This is a genomic window from Meiothermus taiwanensis WR-220 (assembly GCF_003568585.1).
GTDB classification, from domain to species: Bacteria; Deinococcota; Deinococci; order Deinococcales; family Thermaceae; genus Meiothermus; species Meiothermus taiwanensis.
Genome location: NZ_CP021130.1, coordinates 2,265,201 through 2,288,169, shown reverse-complemented (window position 1 = coordinate 2,288,169; position 22,969 = coordinate 2,265,201). Strand labels below are relative to the sequence as shown.

Annotated in this window: 24 protein-coding genes and 2 tRNA genes; 16 read left to right on the top strand and 10 right to left on the bottom strand. The window is 64.6% G+C overall.

The features are described from left to right. Positions 1-78: 78 nt before the first annotated feature. The 3 genes from MTAI_RS11260 to MTAI_RS11250 all read right to left on the bottom strand — a co-directional run bounded on the left by MTAI_RS11260 (position 79) and on the right by MTAI_RS11250 (position 1,285). Positions 79-921, bottom strand: a complete 843-nt coding sequence (locus MTAI_RS11260) for an isoprenyl transferase (RefSeq protein ID WP_081698336.1) — start codon at positions 919-921, stop codon at positions 79-81. Positions 922-1,087: 166 nt separating this feature from the next. Beyond that, positions 1,088-1,163: transfer RNA gene (locus tag MTAI_RS11255), tRNA-Phe, on the bottom strand. 45 nt (positions 1,164-1,208) lie between these two features. Next, positions 1,209-1,285, bottom strand: a tRNA-Asp gene (locus tag MTAI_RS11250). Between the two features lie 74 nt (positions 1,286-1,359). On the opposite strand from MTAI_RS11250, the gene MTAI_RS11245 reads away from it, so the two are divergent. Then, positions 1,360-1,713 (top strand): SRA domain-containing endonuclease, encoded by a 354-nt coding sequence (locus tag MTAI_RS11245; RefSeq protein ID WP_027886418.1) that lies wholly within the window; start codon positions 1,360-1,362, stop codon positions 1,711-1,713. On the opposite strand, the gene MTAI_RS11240 is transcribed toward MTAI_RS11245, so the two are convergent. Next, entirely contained in the window at positions 1,668-2,294 is a 627-nt protein-coding gene (locus MTAI_RS11240) for a phosphoribosylanthranilate isomerase (RefSeq protein WP_027886417.1), read from the bottom strand. The two genes, MTAI_RS11245 and MTAI_RS11240, sit on opposite strands and share 46 nt — an antisense overlap. 140 nt (positions 2,295-2,434) lie before the next feature. Here MTAI_RS11240 and MTAI_RS11235 point away from each other — a divergent pair, with 140 nt between their 5' ends. Next, positions 2,435-4,585, top strand: coding sequence for a S8 family peptidase (locus MTAI_RS11235; RefSeq protein WP_027886416.1), 2,151 nt, complete (start codon positions 2,435-2,437; stop codon positions 4,583-4,585). Between the two features lie 2 nt (positions 4,586-4,587). Here MTAI_RS11235 and MTAI_RS11230 read toward each other — a convergent pair whose 3' ends face one another. Further along, the gene (locus MTAI_RS11230) at positions 4,588-5,982 is read right to left on the bottom strand and encodes a LutB/LldF family L-lactate oxidation iron-sulfur protein (protein WP_027886415.1); all 1,395 of its coding nucleotides are present in this window, start codon (positions 5,980-5,982) and stop codon (positions 4,588-4,590) included. Then, complete coding sequence (locus MTAI_RS11225; RefSeq protein WP_027886414.1) at positions 5,979-6,704, bottom strand: (Fe-S)-binding protein; 726 nt, start codon at positions 6,702-6,704, stop codon at positions 5,979-5,981. The genes MTAI_RS11230 and MTAI_RS11225 overlap by 4 nt, the downstream gene beginning before the upstream one ends. 32 nt (positions 6,705-6,736) lie before the next feature. Between MTAI_RS11225 and MTAI_RS11220 the strand changes: the two genes are divergently transcribed. Next, the gene (locus MTAI_RS11220; protein ID WP_036196722.1) at positions 6,737-7,075 is read left to right on the top strand and encodes a heavy metal-binding domain-containing protein; all 339 of its coding nucleotides are present in this window, start codon (positions 6,737-6,739) and stop codon (positions 7,073-7,075) included. Positions 7,076-7,083: 8 nt separating this feature from the next. Here MTAI_RS11220 and MTAI_RS11215 read toward each other — a convergent pair whose 3' ends face one another. Next, positions 7,084-8,169, bottom strand: coding sequence for a DUF418 domain-containing protein (locus tag MTAI_RS11215; protein ID WP_027886412.1), 1,086 nt, complete (start codon positions 8,167-8,169; stop codon positions 7,084-7,086). 36 nt (positions 8,170-8,205) lie between these two features. Between MTAI_RS11215 and MTAI_RS11210 the strand changes: the two genes are divergently transcribed. The 4 genes from MTAI_RS11210 to MTAI_RS11195 all read left to right on the top strand — a co-directional run bounded on the left by MTAI_RS11210 (position 8,206) and on the right by MTAI_RS11195 (position 10,948). Beyond that, entirely contained in the window at positions 8,206-8,718 is a 513-nt protein-coding gene (locus MTAI_RS11210) for a DinB family protein (protein ID WP_027886411.1), read from the top strand. Positions 8,719-8,775: 57 nt separating this feature from the next. Continuing rightward, a complete protein-coding gene (arsN2, locus tag MTAI_RS11205; RefSeq protein WP_027886410.1) occupies positions 8,776-9,225 on the top strand; it encodes an arsenic resistance N-acetyltransferase ArsN2 in 450 nt (149 codons plus the stop codon). A gap of 133 nt (positions 9,226-9,358) precedes the next feature. After that, positions 9,359-9,841 (top strand): arsenate reductase ArsC, encoded by a 483-nt coding sequence (locus tag MTAI_RS11200; RefSeq protein ID WP_027886409.1) that lies wholly within the window; start codon positions 9,359-9,361, stop codon positions 9,839-9,841. 63 nt (positions 9,842-9,904) lie between these two features. Beyond that, on the top strand, positions 9,905-10,948 hold the full coding sequence (locus MTAI_RS11195; RefSeq protein WP_027886408.1) for a C39 family peptidase: 1,044 nt from the start codon (positions 9,905-9,907) through the stop codon (positions 10,946-10,948). Between the two features lies 1 nt (position 10,949). Here the strand turns inward: MTAI_RS11195 and guaB are convergent, their stop codons facing one another. Next, complete coding sequence (gene guaB, locus MTAI_RS11190; RefSeq protein WP_051349773.1) at positions 10,950-12,464, bottom strand: IMP dehydrogenase; 1,515 nt, start codon at positions 12,462-12,464, stop codon at positions 10,950-10,952. A 65-nt stretch (positions 12,465-12,529) separates the two neighbouring features. Continuing rightward, on the bottom strand, positions 12,530-13,723 hold the full coding sequence (locus MTAI_RS11185; RefSeq protein WP_027886406.1) for an acyl-CoA dehydrogenase family protein: 1,194 nt from the start codon (positions 13,721-13,723) through the stop codon (positions 12,530-12,532). Between the two features lie 90 nt (positions 13,724-13,813). Between MTAI_RS11185 and MTAI_RS11180 the strand changes: the two genes are divergently transcribed. Then, a complete protein-coding gene (locus tag MTAI_RS11180; RefSeq protein ID WP_027886405.1) occupies positions 13,814-14,887 on the top strand; it encodes a DNA adenine methylase in 1,074 nt (357 codons plus the stop codon). 127 nt (positions 14,888-15,014) lie between these two features. Here the strand turns inward: MTAI_RS11180 and MTAI_RS11175 are convergent, their stop codons facing one another. Further along, on the bottom strand, positions 15,015-16,673 hold the full coding sequence (locus tag MTAI_RS11175; protein ID WP_027886404.1) for a putative ABC transporter permease subunit: 1,659 nt from the start codon (positions 16,671-16,673) through the stop codon (positions 15,015-15,017). A 96-nt stretch (positions 16,674-16,769) separates the two neighbouring features. On the opposite strand from MTAI_RS11175, the gene MTAI_RS11170 reads away from it, so the two are divergent. From MTAI_RS11170 to MTAI_RS11140, 8 genes are all read left to right on the top strand, one after another. Further along, positions 16,770-17,405, top strand: coding sequence for a CBS and ACT domain-containing protein (locus MTAI_RS11170; RefSeq protein ID WP_027886403.1), 636 nt, complete (start codon positions 16,770-16,772; stop codon positions 17,403-17,405). After that, complete coding sequence (locus MTAI_RS11165) at positions 17,402-18,538, top strand: acetoin utilization protein AcuC (protein WP_027886402.1); 1,137 nt, start codon at positions 17,402-17,404, stop codon at positions 18,536-18,538. Before MTAI_RS11170 ends, MTAI_RS11165 begins: the two co-directional genes overlap by 4 nt. A gap of 48 nt (positions 18,539-18,586) precedes the next feature. Next, the gene (locus MTAI_RS11160) at positions 18,587-18,814 is read left to right on the top strand and encodes a DUF1653 domain-containing protein (protein ID WP_027886401.1); all 228 of its coding nucleotides are present in this window, start codon (positions 18,587-18,589) and stop codon (positions 18,812-18,814) included. A 39-nt stretch (positions 18,815-18,853) separates the two neighbouring features. Further along, on the top strand, positions 18,854-19,519 hold the full coding sequence (locus tag MTAI_RS11155; RefSeq protein ID WP_027886400.1) for a heme exporter protein CcmB: 666 nt from the start codon (positions 18,854-18,856) through the stop codon (positions 19,517-19,519). 170 nt (positions 19,520-19,689) lie between these two features. Beyond that, positions 19,690-20,382 carry a cytochrome c biogenesis protein CcsA gene (gene ccsA / locus MTAI_RS11150; RefSeq protein ID WP_027886399.1) on the top strand — a complete coding sequence of 231 codons (693 nt, stop codon included), beginning with the start codon at positions 19,690-19,692 and terminating at the stop codon, positions 20,380-20,382. 1 nt (position 20,383) lies between these two features. Then, the gene (locus tag MTAI_RS15615; protein WP_280938735.1) at positions 20,384-20,506 is read left to right on the top strand and encodes a hypothetical protein; all 123 of its coding nucleotides are present in this window, start codon (positions 20,384-20,386) and stop codon (positions 20,504-20,506) included. 19 nt (positions 20,507-20,525) lie between these two features. Further along, positions 20,526-20,957, top strand: a complete 432-nt coding sequence (gene ccmE, locus MTAI_RS11145; RefSeq protein ID WP_027886398.1) for a cytochrome c maturation protein CcmE — start codon at positions 20,526-20,528, stop codon at positions 20,955-20,957. Between the two features lie 16 nt (positions 20,958-20,973). Then, the gene (locus tag MTAI_RS11140) at positions 20,974-22,965 is read left to right on the top strand and encodes a heme lyase CcmF/NrfE family subunit (protein WP_027886397.1); all 1,992 of its coding nucleotides are present in this window, start codon (positions 20,974-20,976) and stop codon (positions 22,963-22,965) included. The last annotated feature ends 4 nt before the right edge of the window (positions 22,966-22,969 follow it).

Here is a 22,969-nt window from a genome sequence, read left to right as displayed (position 1 = left end):
ATCTTTTTGAATCCTAGAGCACTCCCTTCGGTCGGGTTAGTTCGCCACCATTCGGTGACGAACTAACCGAATCTGGTATTACCTACCAAACCTGCGTTCCCGCTTCTGATAGTCGCGCACCGCCCGCAGAAAGTCCACCTTGCGGAAGGCGGGCCAGAAGGCATCGAAGAAATAGTACTCGCTGTAGGCCGCTTGCCACAGCAAAAAGCCCGATAGCCGTATCTCGCCCGAGGTGCGGATGATGAAGTCGGGGTCGGGCACGCCGGCGGTGTAAAGCCGCTCGGAGATGTGCTTCATGTCCAGCTCGGCGGCCAGCTCTTCCGGCGACTTGCCGGTCTGGGCTGCTTCCAATAGCAGGCTCTTGACGGCATCTACAATCTCTTCCCGTCCGCCGTAGCCCATGGCGATGTTCAGGAGCATGCCGTTGTGGTGCTCGGTGGCCTTCTCCAGTTCTTCCAGGGCCTCCAACACCTTGGGGGGGAAGCGGTCGTGCCGCCCGATTACCCGCACCCGCACCTCGTTGGCGTGGATGCGGGGGTCGTGGGCCATGCGCTTGGCCTCCTGCACGAAGAGCTGCATGAGGGTTTCGACCTCGGTCTGGCTGCGGTTGAAATTGTCGGTGGAAAAAACCCAGATGGTCACGGTGGGAATCTTGAGCTCGAGGCACCACTCCAAGACTTCGTAGGCCTTCTGCACCCCAAACTCGTGGCCCTGATGATCCTCCAGGCCCAGCTCCCTGGCGAAGCGGCGGTTGCCGTCCAAGATCAAGCCCAGGTGCCTGGGTATATGCCCCCTCCGCACTTCGGCCTCGATGCGCTTTTCGTACCACCAGTACAGGGGCTTGAGTGCGGCACTGAATAGCTCGAGCAACTTCTTCCGTAGAGAACGTTTCGAAATGCGCGCAGGGGAAGTCAGGGCCATGAACCACCTCAACTTGTCTATCTTAGCTAGAGGAAGCGCTTGTTCGATGTGCAAATGATTGCAACAACCTAAACCAAGGGGGCGAGGGCTGGATGCGGCTCCTGAGCGCTATGGGGTCAAAAGCAAAACCCGAGGGTGCACACCTCGGGCTATTTGCGTCCTGGGCTGGTGCCAAGGGGCGGAATCGAACCGCCGACACTGCGATTTTCAGTCGCATGCTCTACCGACTGAGCTACCTTGGCGTGGTTTACGCCGAGCACAGTTTTTGCTTGCGCTCGGCGTAAATTTGGCGCTCCGGACGGGACTTGAACCCGCGATCTCCCACGTGACAGGCGGGTATGTTAACCAACTACACCACCGGAGCAGGTTGTAGCACTGCGTCGGAGTCGTCCGAACAGGCACATAGGATAATAGCGGTTGGCCTGTTGGGTGTCAAGCATGATGACCTGGAAAGAAGTACTCGCCAAACACAAAACCCTGCGGGGGATAGGCCCACACAGCCTCTTGGTGGATCGGGGCGAGTCCGGCTACAAAAACCGCTTCCTGCCCGATGGCTCCATCCTGTATCCGGGTGAGGGGCTTGCGGGAAACCAGCAGCCAACGGGGGGGAACCGGATTCTGCTTCTGGCTATGGCTGCCCAGACACCCCTGCGGGTGTACCGGCGTGAGCGAACCAACTGCTGGCGCGACTGCGGTTGGTTTCTTGTAGAAAGCGTGGAGTATCGGCTGGAAGAAGCCGAGCGCCGCTATGTGTACTGGTTTCGGCTGATTCCGTTGAAAGATGCGACCTGAGCCAAAAAAGCCCGGAGCTTGTGGGGGTCTTTGAGCCTGGGGGCGGCCTCCACCCCGCTGCTCACGTCCACGGCATAGGGCGCTAGCTCCAGGGCTGCCGGCAGATTCTCGGGCTTTAGGCCCCCGGCGATAATCAGTCGGGGGTGTTGCCGCAGGGGCGCGATCCAGTCCAGCGGGTAGCCCTGCCCGCTTCCGGGATTCACCCCATCCACCATGAGGGCGTCGGCGGGGTAGCCTAGCCAGTCGGGCTGGGCCGGGCCTTTCAGCTTGAAGGCCTTGATAACCGGGTAGAAGCGGCGGATGTGCTCGGCCCATTCGGGGGGTTCGTGGCCGTGGAGCTGGGCCACCTGGAGCCGGGCGGCCTCCATCTGCTCTAAGACCTTTTCGGGCGGGGTGTCCACAAAAACCCCGACCCGAACGACAAAAGGCCCCAGGGCGCTGCTGATGGGTCGAATTTGCGTGGGCTCGAGGTAGCGCGGGGTTCCGGGGGCCAGAATAAAGCCCAGGGCCCAGGCCCCGAGCTGCTCGGCCAGCAGGGCATCTTCTAGCCGGGTAATCCCACAAATCTTGGCACGTACCATGGGTTTTAGTGTCTCATACCTTACCTTTGTCTCAATTGTCTCAATCACATGAGGGGCTCAATGTAACGGTGAAATAACGGCAGGTGTGCAATAAAGCTGTTGTGCAATGTAACTGTGGTTAGAGCTCAGGAGGCGGGCCGATGAAGATGTTGCGTGTGTGGATGCTGCTGGTTGTTATGTTGGCTGCTTGTGGGGATGGGGGCCCTGGCAGCATCTCGGGTCAGGTGGGCTTTTTTTCGGGTGGTGCCGGGGCCATCCAGGTCTCGCAAAAGCCCTTTGCCCAGACCAGTGAAACCGATTTTGTGCCCGGAGAGGTGATTGTCAAGTTTCGGCCGGGGGTGAGCCTGCAAACGGTGGGGAGCCTCCAGGTAGCCGGGGTGGAGCTACAGCGGGTAGAAGACCTGGACACCCAGGGCATGGCACTCTTCCGGGGCGTTGCCGGCAAGCCTCAGACCCTCGAGGTCGTCCAGGCCCTGTCCCGCCGGGCCGATGTGCTCTACGCCCAGCCCAACTACATCCGCCAGGCTTTTAAGACCCCCAACGATACGTTCTATAACTTTCAGTGGCATTATCCGGCCATCAACCTGCCGGCCGCCTGGGATATCGAGGATGGAACCAGCCGGGTGGTGACGGTGGCGGTTATAGATTCGGGTATCGTGGGCGCCCACCCCGATATTCCCCAACCCATCCTGGGATATGACTTTATCTCCAACCCGCAGATTGCCAACGATGGGAACGGGCGGGACAACGATCCCGAAGATACGGGCAACGTGGCGCCCGGCGTGCCCCCCGAGGCCCTGACCGGTTATCACGGCACCCACGTGGCCGGAACGGTCGCGGCGGCCACCAACAACAACCGGGGTGTGGCTGGGGTCAGCTGGGGGGCCCGCCTGCTGCACATCCGGGCCCTGGGCGTGGGCGGGGGCAGCGACGCCGACATTATTGCGGCCCTTCGCTGGGCAGTGGGGCTTCCGGTTTCGGGCGTGCCCAACAATGCCAACCCGGCGGCGGTGGTCAATATGAGCCTGGGGGGCCGGGGTACTTGTGCGCCGGCCTGGCAGGATACCATCAACCAGGCCTCAAACCAGCCCCAGCGCCCCATCATTGTGGTGGCGGCTGGCAACAGTGCCGAAAATGCCTCCGATTTCACCCCGGCCAGTTGTAGCGGGGTCATTACCGTGGGGGCGACCGAGACCCGGGGTTTTCGCGCCTACTACTCCAACTATGGCCCTCGCATCGACGTGATGGCGCCGGGTGGGGATATAACCATTGACCGTAACGCAGATGGCTACGCAGACGGGGTGCTGAGTCCGCTCAAGGACGATAATGCAACAGGAGCCAATCAATTCATCTATCAGTTCTATCAGGGCACCTCTATGGCCGCTCCGCATGTGGCGGGCCTGGTGGCCCTGATGAAAGCGCGCCGCTCCGAGCTGACCTATTCGGAGGCGCTGGACATCCTCAAGCGCACGGCGGTGCCGCTGAGTGGGGCCAGTTGCACGGGCCGCCCATCGGATGCGATCCCGGCCGACTTCCCAACCCTCTCCAGCAGTGACTGTGGCGCGGGCCTGGTCAATGCGCAAGCAGCCGTCAGCGCGGCGGGCAGCGCAACGCCGAGCTACACCCTCCTGCTCAATCCCACCTCGGCCACCCTCAGCCCCACCCCAGGTAGCAGCGTGGATATAAACGTCAGCATCGCACGCATTGCGGGTTTTAGCAATGCCGTCAACCTGAGCTTGAGCGGCCTGCCGGTCGGGATAAACGGGCAGTTCAACCCCAGCAGCGTTACCGGCGGCACCAGCACCCTGCGTCTGCAGGTGAGCGGTAGTCCGACCCCTGGAACCTACAACCTCACCATCAACGGCAGTAGCGGCAGCATCAACCGCTCGGTGGGGCTGGCCCTGACGGTGGGCACGCCTGCGCCCCCGCCCAGCGTGCAGGGTACGGTGGTTTTTGCCCTGTACGTTGCAGGCAACGACATTGACCCCAACAAATCGGCGTTTGTGACCATTGCTCAGACAGGCCAGACCGCACCCTATCGGATCGAAAACCTGGCGGGCGGCGATTATGTTGTGATTGCCTGGAAGGATCTGGATGGCGACCAAGATATCACGCCGGGGGATTACCTTGGAGGCTATACCAATGCCGATGGCGATCTGCTCCTGGTACGCCCTACCGCCAGCAACGTCAGAGTGCCACTTTCGGTGGTGCAGGGGACGCAAAACCTGAAACTGCCAGGCCCGGAGGGGATTTCCCTGCTGCCCAGCCTGCGCCAGCTTTACCGGCGCTAGGGCTAGACCTCTCCGGCCTCCCACATCTGCTGAAAGCTTTTGGGGCTGGGTTTGAGCCCGGCCCGGCCCTCCACCCAGGCCCTGACCACCGGCACAACCCTATTGTCCAGGGCTTTTTCGGGCAGCAGGCGCAGGGCCTTGCTGGCCAGGCGGTACAGCCAGGGCTGGGTCATGGCCAGGGCATAGCCTTTGATGGCGGCGGCCTCGAGCCGTGGCATCAGGCCCTCCGCTACTGCGCGGTGGCGCCAGGTGAGCAGCAGCTTGGGGATGGGGATGCGCACCGGGCAGGCCTGAAAGCAGGCCCCGCACAGCGAGGAGGCATAGGGGAGGGGTTTGGTCTCTTCCAGCCCCAACAGCCCCGGCGACAAAATGGCCCCGATAGGGCCGCTGTAGACGTAGCCGTAGGCGTGCCCGCCGGTCTGGCGGTAAACCGGGCAGGCATTCAGGCAGGCGGCGCAGCGCACGCAGCGCAGGGTTTCCCAGGCCTCGAGGTCGGCCAGCAGGCTGCTGCGCCCGTTGTCCACAAAGACCACGTGCACCTCCTCGGGGCCGTCGGGCTCGCCGGGCCGGCGCGGCCCCTGGATGAGCGAGACGAAGGTTCCCAGGCGCTGCCCGGTGGCGGCGCGGGCGGTGAGCTGCAAGAAAATCGCAAGGTCGGAAAAGCGGGGCAATAGCTTCTCGAGGCCCACCAAAGCCACGTGGATGCGCGGGGCCGAGGTAGAAAGCCTTATGTTGCCCTCGTTTTCGATCAGGGCCAGGGTACCGGTCTCGGCCACCACAAAGTTGGCCCCCGAGAGGCCCATATCGGCGGTTAGAAAACCCTCCCGCAAGACCTTACGAGCCACGGCGGCCAGCTCCTCGGGGCTGGCCTCGGGGGGGGTCTGGAAGCGCTGGTGGAAGAGCTGGCGAATCTGGGCGAGGTTCAGGTGGATGGCCGGCCCCACGATGTGCGAGGGGGGCTGGTTCAGGAGCTGGATGATGTACTCGCCGAGGTCGGTCTCGAGCACCTCGAGGCCCATCCCTTCCAGCATGGGGTTGAGGCCCAGCTCCTCCGAGATCATGCTCTTGGCCTTGACCACCTTGCGCACCCCGCCCTTGCGGGCGATCCCGGCCACGATGCGCCGGGCGTCGTCGGCGTCCTCGGCCCAGTGCACCTGCACTCCATTGCGCTGCAGGCTGGTTTCCGCTTGGGCCAGGTACTGATCCAGGTGCATCAGAAGATGGTTCTTGACCCCTTCGGCCCAGTGCCGCCAGGCTTCGGCGTCCACCTCGGCGTAGGCCTGCCGCCGCTTGCTGTCGAAGTTGAGCGTGGCCCCCGTCACCGACTCGCGCACCTGGGGCTCTTCGCGCAAAACTCGAGCCGCTTCCTGGGGGTACCGGTTGGCTGCTGGCTTCATCCCACCGCCTCCCACAGCACCGAGGCCAGCGGGCGCACGGGCAGGTTAAGGTTCTGGTTCTGCATGCGCCCCATCAGGTGCAGCATACAGCCGGCGTCCCCGCTGGTGAGCAGATCCACCTGTCCGTTGGGCAGGGTGGAGAGCTTGCGGTCGGCCATGCCCAGGGCCACCTCGGGCAGCTTGACCGAGAAGAGCCCACCAAAACCGCAGCACTCCTCGGCGGCGGCCCAGTCCACAACCTCGGCCCCGGCGTTGCGCAAAAGCGTCAGGGGTTCCTGCTTGAGGCCCAGCTCGCGCAGGGCGTGGCAGCCGTGGTGGTAGGCGATGCGTTTGCCCGTCAGGCCCGAGCCCAGGTGAGTTTTCCCCAGCACCTTGACGATAAACTCGGAAAGCTCGTAGGTTTTCTGGCTCAAAGCCAGGGCCCGGGCGAACATCTTGGGGCGGTCGCGATACAGCTCGGGGTAGAAAGCCCGCAGCATGGTGGTGCAGGAGCCCGAAGGCAGCACCACGTACGGGGCGTCCTCGAGCACCCCCAGGGTATGGTCGGCCACCTGCCGGGCCTCGGCCCAGTAGCCCGCGTTGTAGGCCGGTTGTCCGCAGCAGGTCTGGCCCTGGGGAAAGTGAACCGTGCAGCCCAGGTGGCGCAAAAGCCGCACCGCCGCCACCCCCGCCTCGGCGAAAAACTGGTCGGTCAGACAGGTGACGAAAAGGGCCACTTGCATGATGCTGTAGATTATAGCCGGGGGAGAAGAGCATGCGACGCAAGATCACCCTGACCACCTCGAGCCAGCTCGAGGGCTACCAGATTACCGAGTACCTGGATGTGGTGTTTGGCGAGGCCATCGTGGGGGCCAACATCTTCCGCGACCTTCTGGCCTCGGTGCGGGACATCGTGGGGGGCCGCAGCGGGGCCTACGAGGCCGAGCTGCGCAAGGCCCGCGAGATTGCCCTAACCGAGCTCGAGCAGGCCGCCATCGCCCGCGGGGCTGATGCGGTCATCGGCATTGACGTAGACTACGAGACCGTGGGCCAGGGCAACATGCTGATGGTCACGGCCTCCGGCACCGCGGTAAAAACCAGCCGCAAGTACTGAGTGTGGGCTTACTGGGGGCTTGCTGCTGGGCCGTAGGTGAACCTGCGCCACAACCATTCCAGCGGCCCCTGCCCGAAGCGCCAAAGCCACCACCGGCTCAGGGCCACTTGGAGCGCCACAAAGCCCACCGCTATGAGCGGGAACCAGATGGGGCTGACCTGCCCGTACAGCCCCAGCCCATAGCCGTAGAACAATAGGCTCATGGCGAGCGATTGCAGCAGGTAGTTGCTGAGGGGCATCCGGCCTGCGTAGCGCAGGGGGTGTAGCAGGCCGAGCCGGGGCCAGAACAGACGAAACAAGGCCATATAAACCAGCGCGAAGGCCAGCCCGCCCAGCCCGCGCAGGGGCTGGAGATCGGGGTGCTGGGCGTTGTACCAGTTGACCGGGATGCCCACCAGCAGCCCCAGCGCCACCACCCGCCAGAGGGTGGCCGGCCCGATGCTCTGCCAGCGCGGGGCCAGGTAGATGCCCAGTAAAAATAAGCCCACCAGCTCGGCCCCGAAGAGGAGCGAGCCCAGCACCGTGCTAGCTAGCCAGGTCTCGAGCCGGGCCGCACTGACCGCCCAGAAGCTTCCGCTGGCAAATACCTCGGCGCTGCCCGGAACGGGCGCCATATCGCGCAAAAAGAACACGAAGAGGCCATACAGGACATACCCTGCCAGCAAGAACCTGGCGATGTCCAAAAGCCGGGGTTCTTGTCCCAGGTAGCGCAGGGTAAAAAAGCCCAGGATGGCATAGGTGCCCAGGATGTCGCCGTCGAACAGCAAGAGGCCGTGCAACGCCCCCACCCCCAGGAGCCACCCCAGGCGGCGGCGCAGCAGGGCGGGAGCATCCAGGCCGGCCGCGACAAAACGCCGGTACTGCAAGGCCAGCCCCAGCCCGAACAAGATGGCGAAGATGGTGTAGAACTTGCCGCTGAAGAAGAAGGCCAGAATCTCGCGGCCCAGGGTGTAGGGCGGTGAGCTGCCATACCGAGCGGCATACAGGCCAACCCCGGCGAAGTGCTCGAGGTTGACCGCCAGGATGCCCACCAGGGCCAGCCCCCGCACGGCGTCCAGGAAAACATCCCGCTGATTTGGGGCCAGGGGTTGCATGGGGGGATTCTACGGGAAGGCGTACAATGGGGGTGTATGCAAACACCCTCACAGCTGGCTCCCTTTTTGCGCGGCGATATAGAAGGCGTGCACTGGCTGGTATCGGTCTGGCTGCGAAACCTGGAAGAAGTGGAGGAGACCGTACAGAAATGGGCCGGGGGCCTTACACCCGAGGGTTTCTGGTGGGTGCCGGCCCCCCAGGCCAACCCCATTGGAGGCCTGGTGCGCCACATCGGCGGATCGTCTTACCGTCTGCTGTTGCGGGGCACGGGCCAGGAGATCCCCGAGGCCCTGCGCATCCGGCCGGCCGAGGAGATGGCCCCCAGCGGACGGGCCCCGGAGGAGGTGCTGGCCGAGTTCGCGCAAAACCTAAAGCGAGTGCGGGAAGGTTTGCAGGCCCTCCGGGACGAGGATCTCATGCGCACCGTTCAGGTAGGCCCCCACCCGGTCAAGGCGGTGTACGTGCTTGATCACATTGCGGCCCATGCCCAGCACCACGCCGGCCAGGTAATTACCACCCGTAAGCTGTGGGAGGCTAAAAACCGGTAGGCGGGGCTGGCGTTGGATGCGCCGGGCGGATGGTTGATGCTATACCCTGGGGGAACCATGATTACCTACTGCACCGCGACCTCGAGCGACCTACCCGAAGTGCGGGCCTTGCTGGCCGCTGCTGGCCTGTCGCAAGCGGGCCTGGAAGAGCACATCCTGAACTTTATGCTGGCCCTCGAGGGCCATAAGGTGGTGGGCTGCGCAGGCCTCGAGGTGCACCAGGGCAGCGGCCTTTTGCGCTCCCTGGCGGTGGCCGAGGAATACCGCGGGATGGGGATCGGGGCCAAGCTCACCGAGGGTATGCTGGATCTGGCCCGCTACAAAAACCTCACCTCGCTCTCGCTCCTCACCGAGACCGCCGCGGATTTTTTCATCCGCTTCGGTTTTGCTGTGGTTCCACGCGCCGAGCTACCCGCTGCCTTGCAGGCTTCGCAGGAACTCCAGGGTGCCTGCCCCGATACCGCCATCGCCATGACCCTTCCGCTGACACCCCCATCCGAAGCCTAAGGCCCTCGCTCTGGCCTTTTATGGCTGGCGTATTGCCTGGGCCCTGCCCATTGGGCAGGCCCAGCCCAGGCCTGTCCCCTCAGCCTGACCGCCCTGTGACATGGGCCTGACAATTGGGCGATAATGTTCAACAGTGCGTATTCTGGTGCTCTGTACCCACAACTCGGCCCGCAGCCAGATGGCCGAAGGTTGGCTGCGCTACTGGGCCAGCCGCCTGGGCTTTCCCTGCGAGGTCTGGTCGGCGGGCACCGAAAAGACCTTTGTAAAACCCGAGGCCAAGGCAGTCATGCAGGAGGTGGGCATAGACCTGGGCGGGCATACCTCCAAAACCCTCTTCGACCTGCCCGACCCCTGGAACTTCGACCTGGTGCTCACCGTCTGCGACGCGGCCGCCGAAAACTGCCCGGCCTATCCGGCCAAAACCCACCGGCTGCATGTGTCCTTCCCCGACCCTTCGGGTAAGGGTTTGGAGGAATGGCGCAGGGTGCGGGATGCCATCGGCAGAATGAGCAATTTCTTGGTTTCCGCGCTTAAGCAGGGGAAACTCCCCGGCGAGGAGGAGCTGGCCAGGGCTGCTGAAGGGGCCTTGGGTGCGCTTGAGGATGCGCATGGCTGAGGTGGACAAGGCTAGGTGTTCTGGCTTGCATGTGTGGCGAGCGGGGTCTGCCATAATACACGGGTGCTCCCACCTCGAGCCGCCCTCCTCCCGCTTTTCCTAAGCCTGGCCCTGGCCCAGCCCGGCTCGGTTTTCCTGTCGGGTGCAAAGCACGAGTATCAGCGCTACAACAACTGCGGCCCGGCCACCCTGGGGATGGCCCTGAGCTACTGGGGCAGCAACCTCACGCAGTACCAGATCGCCCCCGTGCTCAAGCCCAACAAAAACGACAAAAACGTAAGCCCCGAGGAGCTGGCGGCCTTTGCCCGCCGGAAGGGCTTCGGCGTGCACCTGGGGCTGGCCGGCGACCTGGGCCTGCTCAAGCGCCTTCTGGCCGGGGGCTTTCCGGTGATTATCGAGACCTGGTTTGTGACCCCCGACCATGGCGGGATGGGCCACTACCGCCTGCTGGTGGGCTACAACGATAGCCAGGGCCATTTCAACGCCTTCGATAGCTACTACGGCCCCAAGGTGACGTTGCGCTATGGCGAGATGGACGCTTTGTGGCAGGTGTTCAACCGCACCTATCTGGTGGTCTACCCCAAAGGTCGTGAGGCCCAGGTGGCGGCCATTCTGGGCCGGCGTATGAACGAGTCCGCTGAGCTACAGATGGCCCTCGAGCTTGCCCGGCGCGAGACCCAGGCCAGCCCTTCCAACGCCTTCGCCTGGTTCAACCTGGGCAGCACCCTGTTGCGGCTGGGACAGGCCCAGGAAGCCGCCCGGGCCTACGACCGTTCGCGGCAGATTGCGCCGAGCCGCACCCTCGACCCCCGCCGCCCGGCCAACGCGCTACACAACTGGCCCTGGCGGATGTTGTGGTACCAGTTTGGCCCCTACGAGGCCTACTTCAAAACCGGCCGCTACCAGGAGGTGATCGCCCTGGCCGACGACGTGCTGGGCCGCATCAACGACCATGAGGAGAGCTACTACTGGCGCGGCCTGGCCCGCCAGGCCCAGGGCAACCTGGAAGGGGCCAGGGCCGACTTTCAGGCGGCCCTGCGCTACCGGCCTGGCTACCTCGAGGCGGCCACGGCTCTGCAAAACCTGCGGGCGCAAAGCAACCGCTAGACTACCTCGAGTAGTTCGGGGCTTCTTTGGTAATGATCACCCCGTGCGGGTGGCTCTCGATCAGGCCGGCGTTGGAGATGCGGGTAAAGCGGGTCTGGGTGCGGAAGGTCTCGAGGTCGGGCGCACCGCAGTAGCCCATCGCCGCCCGCAGGCCCCCCACCACCTGGTAGAGCACGTCGCCCACCGGCCCCTTGTAGGGCACCATGCCCTCGATGCCCTCGGGTACCAGTTTTTTGGCCTCGAGCTGCTTGGCGCTGCTGCCAGACTCCTGGAAGTAGCGGTCGGCCGAGCCCTGGCGCATGGCTCCCAGGCTGCCCATGCCCCGGTAGAGCTTGTAACGGCGGCCCTCCTTGAGCACCTCTTCGCCAGGGGCCTCCTGGGTGCCGGCCAGCATGGAGCCCAGCATCACGCTGTGGGCCCCGGCGGCCAGGGCCTTGGCCACGTCGCCGGAGTATTTGATGCCGCCATCGGCAATCACCGGCACATCCAGGCCCTCGAGGCCCGCCACCGCCTCCATAATGGCGGTAATCTGCGGCACCCCCACTCCGGTCACCACCCGGGTGGTGCAGATGGAGCCCGGCCCAATCCCCACCTTAACCGCGTCGGCCCCGGCCTCGGCCAGGGCGCGGGCGCCCTCGGCGGTGGCTACGTTACCTGCGATGATCTGCACGGCCTCGCCAAAGGTTTGTTTGAGCTGCTTGAGGGCCTCCAGAATGCCCCGGCTGTGGCCGTGGGCGCTGTCCAGCACCAGCACATCCACGCCGGCTTCCACCAGGGCCCGGGCCCTGGCCTCCAGATCCTTCGAGACCCCCACCGCGGCCCCTACCAGCAGGCGGCCCTGGGCATCCTTGGCCGCGAAGGGGAACTTCTGCCGCTTGGTCAGATCTTTGAGGGTCAGGAGGCCCCTGAGCCGCCCTTCGTGGTCTACCAGGGGCAGTTTTTCAATTTTGTGCTGCCGCAATAGCTGCTCGGCCTCCTCCAGGATGGTGCCGGGTGGGGCGGTCACCAGGCGCTCCACCGGGGTCATCACCTCGGAGACCAGCCGCCCCATATCGCGCTCGAAGCGCAGGTCGCGGTTGGTGACCAGGCCCAGCAGCCTGCCGTAGAAGTCCACCACCGGCAGCCCCCCAATCTTAAACTCGCGCATCAGGCGCTCGGCGTCTTCCAGGGTGGCGTTGGGGGCCAGGGTGACCGGGTCCTGGATCATGCCGGCCTCGCTGCGCTTGACCTTGCGCACCATGGCGGCCTGCTCCTCGGGGCTCAGGTTTTTGTGAATGATCCCCAGGCCGCCCTCGCGGGCCATGGCAATAGCCATCTCGGCCTCGGTGACGGTGTCCATGGCGGCCGAGATGATGGGGATGTTGAGCCAGAGTTTGCGGGTCAGGCGGGTGCGGGTGTCCACCTCGCGGGGCAGAACCTCCGAGTAAGCCGGGATGAGCAGCACGTCGTCGAAGGTCAGGCCTTCTTGCTGGATTTTTCCTGTTCTGGGGCGGGGTTTGCTAGGGGTCTCGAGCATATTCCCAGCAGTATAGCAGCCCCGGATTAGAGCGAAAACACCCGCCCTCCGCGTGGGCTGGGCGGTTACCTCGAGCCCACCGCTTCCTTCCTGGGGCTCTCGCCTAAAGCGTTCTCGCCGGTCAGCTCGCGGCCTAAGATCAGGGTGTGGATGTCGTGGGTGCCCTCGTAGGTGTCCACGGTCTCGAGGTTCAGCATGTGGCGGATGCTGTGGTACTCGAGGGTGATCCCGCTGCCGCCCAGGATCTCGCGGGCCATCCGGGCGGCGTTCAAGGCGGCCCGCACGTTGTCGCGTTTGGCCAGGCTCACCTGCGCGGGCTTGAGGGTTCCGGCGTCCTTGAGCTGGGCTAAGCGCCAGGCCAGCAAAAGGCCCTTGGTATGATCGGCGGCCATGCGCACCAGTTTTTCCTGCACCAGCTGGCGGCTGGCGATGGGCGCCCCAAAGGTGCTGCGGCTTCGGGCGAACTCCAGCGCCTCGGTATACACCGCCTCTAAGGCCCCCAGGGCCCCCCAGGCGATGCCGTAGCGGGCCTGCGTGAGGCAGGAGAGCGGCCCCTTGAGGCCCTTCACCCCCGGCAGCATGGCGCTGGCCGGCACGCGCACGTCTTCCAGCACCAGCTCGCTGGTAACCGAGGCCCTTAGCGAGGCTTTGTGCTGAATCTTGTTGGCCCTGAAGCCCTTGGTATCGGTGGGCACGATAAAGCCGCGCACCACGCCCTCATCGTCCTTGGCCCAGATGAGGGCGATGTGGGCCAGGTTGCCGTTGGTAATCCACATCTTGGAGCCGTTCAACACGTAATCGCCGCCGTCGCGCCGGGCGCGGGTTTTCATGTTGCTGTCGGGGTCGCTGCCGCCGTCGGCCTCGGTCAGGCCGAAGCAGCCCACGTACTCGCCGGTGGCCAGCCTGGGCAGGTATTCGCGCTTCTGCTCCTCGGAGCCATAGGCCCAGATGGGGTACATCACCAGGCTGCTCTGCACGCTGCAAAAGCTGCGCAGGCCGGAGTCGATGCGCTCGAGCTCGTAGCCAATCACCCCGTAGGCGGCGGCGCTGGCCCCCATCCCGCCGTACTCGGTGGGGATGGTGGTGCCCAGAAAGCCCATCTCGCCGAACTTTCGGATCAGGTGCACCGGAAACTCGGCCTGCTCCCACCACTCGGCAATGTAGGGCAAAGCCTCGGCCTCGAGGAACTTTCGGGCGGCTTTTTGAATCTCGCGCTCTTCGGGGGTAAGCAGCTCGGCTACCTGGTAAAAGTCGAACATAGGAGACCTCGAGGGCCAATTCTACCGCAACCGCAGCGTGGTATTGTGGCATGGTGAAATCTCCAGATTCGCCTGTATCGAGGGAACCGCATGATCAAGTACATCGGCTCAAAACGGGCTTTGCTTCCCTGGATTATTGGAACCATCCAGTCCATTCACCAGCAAGCGCCCATCCGTAGGGTGGTGGATCTGTTTTCCGGCAGTGCTCGGGTGGGGCACGCCCTGAAGTCTGAAGGGTTTTATGTGATCAGCAACGACCTCATGAGCTATGCCCACGTGCTGGCCCAGGCCTTGGTCGAAGCCGACGCACGCACCTACAGCCGGGAGCGCGTTCAGCCCATCCTGGACAGGCTGCAATCCCTGCCCCCGCGCCGGGGCTGGTTTACCCAGGACTACTGCGAAAAGGCCCGCTATTTTCAGCCCAAAAACGGCGCGCGCATCGAGGCCATCCGCGAGGGGCTCGAGGCCGAGTCTGAAGGTGACCCCCTGCTGCGGGCCATCCTGCTCACCAGCCTGCTTTTAGCGGCCGACCGGGTAGACTCCACCACCGGCATCCAGATGGCCTACCTCAAGCGGTGGTCGCCCCGTTCGTACAACGACCTGCGCCTGGAGTACCCCCCCTTGCTTCCGGGGGAGGGCCAGGCCCTGCAGGGGGATGCGCTCGAGGTGGCTGCCCACCTGGAAGCCGACCTCTTCTACCTCGACCCCCCCTATAACCAGCATTCGTACCTGGGCAACTACCACGTCTGGGAGACCCTGGTGCGCTGGGACAGGCCCCAGACCTACGGCGTAGCCAACAAGCGCAAAGACGTACAGGAACGCAAAAGCCCCTTCAATTCCAAGCGCGAGGCCAGGGAAGCCATGCAAACCCTGCTAGGGCGCATCCAGGCCCAGCATCTGGTGGTCTCGTTCAACAACGAGGGGTTCTTTACCGCCGAGGAAATAGAGGAGATGCTCCGGCACTGGGGCTTCGTGCGCCGCCTCACCCGCCCCCACGTCCGCTATGTGGGGGCCCGCATCGGCATCTACAACCCCCAGGGCGAAAAAGTGGGCCAGATCTCGCACACCCAAAACCACGAGTACCTGTTTGTGGCGACCCACAGCCGGAGGGTGTACAGCGCCCTATCCGACCCCGCCGAGGCCCTTCAGCTATGGCCTTTCTAAGCTGGATTGGCACCCCAAGGTTCAGGGCAGGCGCATCTGCCGGGGTTCCGGCCCCCCAGCCCCTGGGATCTCGAGGCCTGCTGGACAGTCCTCGCGGTTGCAGTCCCGCTGGGCCAGACAGAGAACTTCACCTTTCGCCCATTCGGCGGTAGCCGAACCATAGCGCCAGCACCAGGGGAACCAGGGTCGCGGCGGCCACCATCAACAACCACAGGGGGCCCTCGCCACTGGCCAGGTAGTTGGCCTGGCGCTGGGTGATGGCCAGGTAGGCCGGGCGGCTGGCCAGCAGCACCAGAAACCCGGCGTGCAGGAGCATGAAGCCCATGTACAAAAACCCCCCCATCCCGATGGGCACCTCGGCGGGGTTGGCGGCGTCGAACTTGGGGAAGGCGGCCCCCAGCCCCACCCCCAAAGCTGCCGCCGTCAGGGCCGAGGCCAGGCCCAGCACCACCGATACCTGGGTGAGGTTGTCGTCCAGGCCAATCACCCGCGGCGAGAAGTAGCCCAGGGCCAGGCCCAGCGGCAGCAGGAAAAAGAGGGCCAGCCCAAAGCGGGTGAGCAGGATGGTGTGTTTGGCGACCGGGCCGGTTTGCAGCATCCAGTAGCCGGGGCCCTCGAGGCTCAAAAGCGGGTAGGCCAGCCGCACCCCCACCCCGCCAATCACGAAGCCCTGGAAGGCCAGGTGCAGGAAGCCCGCCACCACCTGAAAGCGGGTATCCCCCAGGGGCAGGTACTGCAGGCTGGTGGTATACAGGAGCACCAGCACCCCCACCAGGATGAGCTGGGCGGCCTGGTTGGCATCGCGGAAGAAGAGCCGCAGGTCGCGGGCCCACAGAGCGCCCACCCGGCTGTTCATCGCCCAGCGATCCAATAGGCCGGGGCGCACCAGGCCGCGCTCGCGCACCGTGCCCTCCAGGGCCCGTACCCAGCCTTGCTGGTAGGCATAGCCCGCGACCAGCCCCGCCAGGAGCAGCAGCCCCCCCGAGAGGGCCAGCAGGAGCCAGAACTGCGCTTCAAGCTCGCCCCGCACCAACCCCTTGAGGGCCTGCTGGGCCAGGGCCGAGGGCAGGAAGGGGGCGCTGGGGTCGCGGAAGGTCTGGAGGAAGCGGTCGAACTCCTCGGGGTTGGCGAAGTTGGTCTGCAGCAACACCTCGGGGCGTAAAGCCCGCAACAGAAAGATAAGCAGCCCACCCAGCACCGCGCCCAGGGCCGCGGCCCACTCCCGCGCCCGGCCCGCCGGGGCGAAGCGCACCAGCGGCAGGGCCAGCCCCACCCCCAGCACCACCGGAAAGGCGAACAGGGCCAGCATCAGCAGGGCAGCCCCCAGGAAGAAGATGGGCGGTGCGCCGTAGTGGGCACCATAGGCGAAGAGCACCGGCAGCACCAGCAGCATGGGCAGGAGGGCGGTGGTCACGAACACCTCGCCCACCTTGAACAAAAACACCCGGCTGGCTTTTTGCGGCAGGGTGAGGTGCAGGGGCAGGTCTTCCGAGGTGTAGAGGACGGCCACCGCGTTGGGCAGCGCCGAGAGTACCACCGCGCTCGAGAGCACCAGCAGCAGGCTGCCCAGGATGCGATCCACCAACACCTCGCGGGTGAAGGCCGCGGCCAGCCGGTTTACAAAGGTATTGCTGCCAAAGAGCTCGTTGGAGATGAAGTTCAGAAACCAGCTTGTGGCAGCCCAGGCCCCATAGGCCAGCACCGCCCCCAGCAGCAACCCCACCAGGGCCGAGGCCGGGGCCTGGCGGAACCCGTTCCACAGCAGCTGCAAGCGCAGGCGCAACATCCATCCACAGTCTAGACCACCCCGGCGGGGTGCTCGGTGCGTTTGCTGCCGGGTTGCGCTCAATCTGGCCCGGCTTTTGCGTTAGACTTTAGGCAAATGTTGGTCAGAGACGTAATGAATAGCCCGGTGCTAACCGTGGACGTTGCGGTGACCCTCGAGGCGGCCTACCACCTCATGCTGCAGCGCAACATCCGGCACATCCCCGTAACCCAGGAGGGCCGCCTGGTGGGGATGATCACCGACCGTGATATCCGGCTGGCCACCAGCCCTTTTGCCACCGGGGGCGCCCAGCCCATCGACACCCCGGTGGGGCGGGTGATGGCCCAGCCGGTGATAACGGGCGATCCCCTCGACCCGGTGGAGGAGGCCGCGCGGGTCATGCGCCAGCGCAAAATTGGGGCCCTGCCCATCCTGGAGGGTGAGGCCCTGGTGGGCATCGTGACCGGGATTGACCTGCTGGATGCGCTCCTGCGGCTGACCGGGGTGGAGAAGCCCAGCGGGCGGCTCGAGGTCTGCCTCGACGACCGGCCCGGCGAGCTGGCCCGCCTGAGCAGCGAGCTGGCCCAGCAGCACATCAACATCCACTCCCTGCTGACCTACCCCTGCGGCGAGGGCACCGTGACCACCGTGGTGCGGGTGGGCACCCTGGACACCCGCAGGATAGCTCGGGAGCTGCGCCAAAAAGGATTTGTGGTACAGTGGCCCCCCGAAATCCCCAGCAAGAGCTTATGAGCGTTCCGGTCGTCTACAGCCCCCAGTACCATCTCTATAACTTTGGGCCTCAGCACCCCTTCAGTCCGCTGCGCCTGGAGATGCTACTGGACTTGCTGGAACACCTGGGCCACCCGCTGCAGTTTGTCGAGCCTGCACAGGCCACCCGCGAGGAGGTGCGCAGTGTGCACCTGGAATCGTTTGTGCGCCGGGTGGAGGCCGCTGGAAGGGGTGAGCCTTTGCCCGACTTCGACCACTACGGCCTGGGAACCGCCGACACCCCCATCTTTCCCGGCATGGACGGGGCGGCCCGCTGGCTGGTGGGGGGCACGCTCACCGCAGCCCGGATGGTCTTTAGCGGGGCCGCCAAGGAAGTCTTGCAGCTTGGGGGCGGGCTGCACCACGCGCAAAAGGATCTGGCTTCGGGGTTTTGTGTCTACAACGACCTTTCGGTGGCGATTCGCTACCTGACCGAGCAGGGGTTGCGGGTGGCCTACATCGACATAGACGTGCACCACGGCGATGGGGTGCAGTGGATTCACTACGATGAGCCCAACGTGCTCACCTTCTCGATTCACGAGTCGGGGCGCTACCTCTATCCCGGCACCGGCCATACCCACGAGATCGGCAAGGCCCAGGGCACCGGACGCAAGCTGAACATACCCCTGGAGCCCTTTACCGAGGATGATTCTTACCTCGAGGTTCTGCAGATGGGCCTCGAGCCCGCCCTGCGCTGGTTCCGCCCGGACGTGCTGGTGGTGCAGTGCGGGGCCGATGCGCATTTTCAGGATCCGCTGGCCGAAATTCTGCTGACCACCCAGGCCTACGCCAAAATTTTCCCCCTGCTGCGGCAGTACGCCGCGGCCTTTGCCGGGGGGCGGGCGGTCTACACCCTGGGGGGCGGCTACAGCCTGGATGCCACCAGCCGCATCTGGGCCCTGCTCTACCTTACGCTGCAAGGCCTGCCCCTGCCCGATCACCTCCCCGAACCCTGGCTTAGGCGCTGGGGAACCCAGCTCGGGCACTTCCTGACCCATACCCTCTTCGACCCCGAAGGCGCCTACCCCGAGATTCCCCGCAAGGCCGAGATCGAGCGGCGCAACCGCCAGGTGACCGAGCGGATGCTCGAGTCGGTGCGGCCCTACTGGAGCTAAGGGGTTTGGGGGATGCTTCGCGCTAATATTAAACATCGAGGTGGGCGGGTGCATCTGCAACCGGGGCTGTACCAACACTACAAGGGCAAGTACTACTGGGTACACGGCCTGGCCCGCCACTCCGAGACCGAGGAGTGGTTTGTGGTCTACGAGACCCGCTACGGCGTGGAGCCCGAGACCCTGTGGGTGCGCCCGCTGGCGATGTTTTTGGAAGACGTGGAGGTAGATGGCCGGCGGGTACCCCGCTTCCGCTATGTGGGGGGAAGTGAACCCTGACCCTTTACGTGCGGCAGCCAAACCGATACCCTTACCCCTGTGCAGCGCATTTTCTGGCTGGCCTGGCGCGACCTGGTGCTGGAGTTTCGAGGGCGTACGGGCCTCCTTTCGGCGGTATTTTTTCTGGCGGTGATGCTTTTTATTTTAGCCATGGCCTTTGGCCCCAACCCCCAAGATCTGCGAAAAGCGGCCCCTGGGGTGTTGTGGGTGGCCCTGGCCTTTGCTGGCAGCTTGCTGGCGGGGCGGGCCTTTGGCCTCGAGGTCGAGGACGGTACCCTGGACGATCTGCTCCTCACCCCCGGTAGCCGGGAGTGGATTTACTTCGGCAAGCTGCTGTTTCAGTTTGCTCTAATGCTCCTGGTCGGGGTGGTGCTTTTGTCCCTGGCGGCGGGGTTATTCTATCTGCCGCTGCAGCACTGGGGCTGGTACCTGGTGGTGCTGCTGCTGGGTTCGCTGGGCTATGCGGCCATCTCCACCTTCTATGCTGGAATGCTGGCCCGCCTGCGGGGACGTGAGGTGCTTCTGCCGCTGCTGCTTTTTCCCCTGGTAATTCCGGTGGTGCTGGCTGCGGTGCGCTTTACCCAGGGCCTGGCCGAGGGGGTTCCGGTGGCCGAGCTTTTGGACTGGCTGCGCTTGTTGCTGGTCTTCGACGTGATTTATGTGACGGTGTGCGCGATGGTCTTCCCGTACATGCTCGAGGGGTAGGTTATGGCCGTTATTACTGCGAGTAAAGTGCCAGCTTACCCTACCGGGGTAATCTAGACGTGCTGGAGGGCGTGGTCAAATACCCCGGTTCGCCGATGATGTAACGTGGTTTACGGCGTTTAATCTATTTCAGTACAGAATACATATAGAAGACAAAGGAGAGGACTGGAATGCAACTCGCTCGCTCCAATCAAATCAACCGCTTGGATGGCCTGACCCTGGGCCTTTTAGGCCTGGGGGGGGTGGGTGCGGTGGTGGGATTTATCCTGGCTATGGGCTCCCCCCCCGACCAGAGCCAGGGCTTTGTGGCCCGTATCTTCCATATGCACGTTCCCACAGCCTGGATGGCCTATCTGGCTAGCTTCGGTGCGCTGGGCTACTCGGTAGCCTACCTGGTGCGGCGCAAAGCCCACCACGACCGGGTGGCCGCCGCTGTGGTGGAGGTGGGCCTCATTTTTATGGCCCTAGCGCTGATTACGGGCATGCTCTGGGCCCGGCCCACCTGGGGGGTGTACTGGGACTGGGAGCCCCGGCTCACCACCACCGCCATCCTGTTTGCCATCTATGTGGGGTACGTGGTGGTGCGGGGGGCCATCGAAGACCCCGAGCTCAGGGCCAAGGCCGCGGCGGGGGTGGCTATTCTGGGCTCGATTAATGTGCCCATCAGCTACATGTCGGTCAAGTGGTGGCGCAGCCTGCACCAGACCCAGTCCATCGACCTCACCACCGGCAAGATCAACGTGGACGCAGCCATCCTGATCCCCATGCTGGTGAACCTGGCGGCGTTTACGCTGCTGTTTATCGGGCTGGTGCGGCTCCGCGCTATTATTGCCGCCCGCGAAGCGGCCCGGGAGGAGGCCTGAGATGCCCGATAACCCCCTGTGGAACCCAGCCAACCCTTTTGTGATCTGGACATACGCGCTGGTGTACGCTTTGGTCTTTGGCTATCTGGGTTACCTCATCTGGCGCTACCAGAAAAACCGCTGAAGAGGCCTTTGAGGTGCGCATGAAACCAAAGTATGTTGTAGGACTGCTGCTGGTGGTGGGTGCCCTGGCCTACCTGATCTTTGGAGGCCTGGGCCAGAACCTGGTCTACTTCATCACCCCCAGCGAATACTTTCAGCAAGTAGACCGTTACCAGAACCGCCCGGTGCGGCTGGGTGGGCTGGTCAAGCCGGGTACGCTTGACTACAACCCCCAGACCCTCGAGCTGCGCTTTGTGGTGACCGATGGGGTCAAGGAGATTCCCATCCGCTCCTCGGGTACCACCCCACCGGCCCTCTTTGGTGAGAACCGGGGGGTGGTGGTGGAGGGCCGCTTTGAGGGCGAGACTTTTGTGAGCCAGAACCTGCTGGTCAAGCACTCCGAGACCTACCAGGCCCCCAAGGAGGGCTGGACGCCCGAGCAGGTGCGCAAGCTGATCGAGGAGACCCAGTGATGAAGGGGAGGTTCGCTTGACACCGGGTCTACTGGGTGGGGTCTCCCTTGTCGCCGCCCTGGTTCTTTCGGTGCTGGGCCTGGTGCTGGCGGTGCTGGCCTACAGCCTGCGGGATGGGCGCTACCTCGAGGCCGCCAAGCGCCTCTCGCTCCTCACCCTGCTGGCTGCCGCAACCAGTTTTGCCGCGCTCGAGTGGGCCATCCTCACCGACGACTTTAGCGTCTCCTACGTAGCCAACCACAGCTCGGCCAGCAACCCCCTGTGGGTCAAGCTGGTCACGCCCTGGGCAGCCCTGGAGGGCTCCATTCTGCTCTGGGCCCTGCTCCAGACCGCCTACACCTGGCTGGTGGGCCTGCGGGCCGGCCAGAGCCTGGATCTCTGGCGGGCCCCGGTGGCGCTGGGCACGCTCTTTGCGGTGCAGGTGTTCTTCTTCGCGGTGATGGTTTTTGTGGCCCACCCCTTCGATGCCGTGCCCAACCCGCCCCCCGATGGCCTTGGCACCAACCCCCTTTTGCAAAACCACTGGATGATGGCAGTGCACCCAGTTCTGATGTACCTGGGTTTTGTGGGGCTTTCGGTGCCGTTTGCCTACGCGGTGGCGGCCATGGTGGCCCGGCGCTACCAGAGCTGGATTTTCGAGACCCGCTGGTGGACGCTGGTGGCCTGGGGCTTCCTCACCGCGGCCATCTTCACCGGCAAGTGGTGGAGCTACGAGATCCTGGGCTGGGGGGGGTACTGGGCCTGGGATCCGGTGGAGAACGCCTCTCTCATCCCCTGGCTGCTGGCCACGGCCTTCCTTCACACCGCCCAGGTGCAGGAGCGCAAAGGGCTTTTTAAGGGCTGGAACTTCGCCTTCATCACCCTGGCTTTCGCGGCGACGGTCTTTGGCACCTTCCTGACCCGCTCGGGGGTGATTCAGTCGGTGCATGCCTTCGCCAGCGGGCCGGTGGGGGCCTGGTTCTTGGTGTTTTTGCTGGGGGTGCTGGCCTTGGGGCTGGGGCTTCTGGCCCGGGTTTCCTCCGAGATTCACGAGGCCGGCGAGGTGCGCTGGAGAAGCCGCGAGGGGGCCTTGCTGGCCGGGGCGCTGTTCTTCGGCACCTTTGCTTTTGTGGTGGTGCTGGGCACCCTGTGGCCGCTGGTGGTGGAGGCGGTGAGCGGGGCCAAGGTCTCGGTGGGGGCCCCCTTCTTCAACCAGGTCTCGGTGCCCCTGGGCATCTTCATGCTGCTCCTGATGGGCATCGGGCCGGTGCTGCCCTGGCGCAACACCCAGGCCGAGGTGGTGCGCCACCTGGCGGCCATGCTGCTGGCCCTGGGGGTGGGCACCCTGCTGGGCCTGGGGCTGGGCCTGAGCCTGGGTGTCTCGCTGGCCATTGGGCTTTTTGCCTACAACCTGACCGCCATCGGGCTGATGGTGGCCCAGGGGGTGCGGGCGCGCTCGAGGTCGCTCGGGATCCCGGCGGGGCAGGCCCTGTGGGAGCTGGCGGCCAGCCACAAGCGCCGCTTTGGCTCGCACATCGTGCACTTCGGGGTGGCGCTGGCCGCCCTGACCATCGCCTTCAGCCAGACCTACCGGGTGACCGAGCAGAAGACCCTCCAGGTAGGGGAGACCTGGCAGACCCGGGGCCTGGAGATCCGCCTGCTTTCCATCGGTGCGCGGGAGGAGGCCAACCGCTTCGCGGCCATTGCGCCCCTCGAGGTGCGCTCCACCAGCCGCGAGGGCTGGGGGGCCGATGGGCGCTACGAGACCCGGCTCAACTTCTACCCGCAGATGAGCTCGCCGCTGGCTACGCCGGTGGTCCGATACTCCCTGTACAACGACTACTACTTCGTCCTGATGCAGTTCGACCAGGAAAAAGGCCAGTGGGCGACCATCAAACTGATCGTTACCCCTATGGTGTTGTGGCTGTGGGTGGCCGGTTTGATCATCGTGCTGGGTACGCTCTATATCCTCTGGCCGGCGGGGGCCAGGGTAACCAGCCGGCAGGCATCCCCCATGGCGGGGGACTGATACC

Coding starts and splice junctions, on each gene's coding strand:
- MTAI_RS11225 (WP_027886414.1), bottom strand. CDS start 6,704: ATGCAAGTGGCCCTTTTCGTCACCTGTCTGACCGACCAGTTTTTCGCC.
- arsN2 (WP_027886410.1), top strand. CDS start 8,776: ATGATTACCTACTGCACCGCGACCTCGAGCGACCTACCCGAAGTGCGG.
- ccmE (WP_027886398.1), top strand. CDS start 20,526: ATGAAACCAAAGTATGTTGTAGGACTGCTGCTGGTGGTGGGTGCCCTG.
- MTAI_RS11260 (WP_081698336.1), bottom strand. CDS start 921: ATGGCCCTGACTTCCCCTGCGCGCATTTCGAAACGTTCTCTACGGAAG.
- MTAI_RS11210 (WP_027886411.1), top strand. CDS start 8,206: ATGCAAACACCCTCACAGCTGGCTCCCTTTTTGCGCGGCGATATAGAA.
- MTAI_RS11240 (WP_027886417.1), bottom strand. CDS start 2,294: ATGGTACGTGCCAAGATTTGTGGGATTACCCGGCTAGAAGATGCCCTG.
- MTAI_RS11175 (WP_027886404.1), bottom strand. CDS start 16,673: ATGTTGCGCCTGCGCTTGCAGCTGCTGTGGAACGGGTTCCGCCAGGCC.
- MTAI_RS11235 (WP_027886416.1), top strand. CDS start 2,435: ATGAAGATGTTGCGTGTGTGGATGCTGCTGGTTGTTATGTTGGCTGCT.
- ccsA (WP_027886399.1), top strand. CDS start 19,690: ATGCAACTCGCTCGCTCCAATCAAATCAACCGCTTGGATGGCCTGACC.
- MTAI_RS11215 (WP_027886412.1), bottom strand. CDS start 8,169: ATGCAACCCCTGGCCCCAAATCAGCGGGATGTTTTCCTGGACGCCGTG.
- MTAI_RS11245 (WP_027886418.1), top strand. CDS start 1,360: ATGATGACCTGGAAAGAAGTACTCGCCAAACACAAAACCCTGCGGGGG.
- MTAI_RS11165 (WP_027886402.1), top strand. CDS start 17,402: ATGAGCGTTCCGGTCGTCTACAGCCCCCAGTACCATCTCTATAACTTT.
- guaB (WP_051349773.1), bottom strand. CDS start 12,464: ATGCTCGAGACCCCTAGCAAACCCCGCCCCAGAACAGGAAAAATCCAG.
- MTAI_RS11180 (WP_027886405.1), top strand. CDS start 13,814: ATGATCAAGTACATCGGCTCAAAACGGGCTTTGCTTCCCTGGATTATT.
- MTAI_RS11170 (WP_027886403.1), top strand. CDS start 16,770: ATGTTGGTCAGAGACGTAATGAATAGCCCGGTGCTAACCGTGGACGTT.
- MTAI_RS15615 (WP_280938735.1), top strand. CDS start 20,384: ATGCCCGATAACCCCCTGTGGAACCCAGCCAACCCTTTTGTGATCTGG.
- MTAI_RS11220 (WP_036196722.1), top strand. CDS start 6,737: ATGCGACGCAAGATCACCCTGACCACCTCGAGCCAGCTCGAGGGCTAC.
- MTAI_RS11185 (WP_027886406.1), bottom strand. CDS start 13,723: ATGTTCGACTTTTACCAGGTAGCCGAGCTGCTTACCCCCGAAGAGCGC.
- MTAI_RS11230 (WP_027886415.1), bottom strand. CDS start 5,982: ATGAAGCCAGCAGCCAACCGGTACCCCCAGGAAGCGGCTCGAGTTTTG.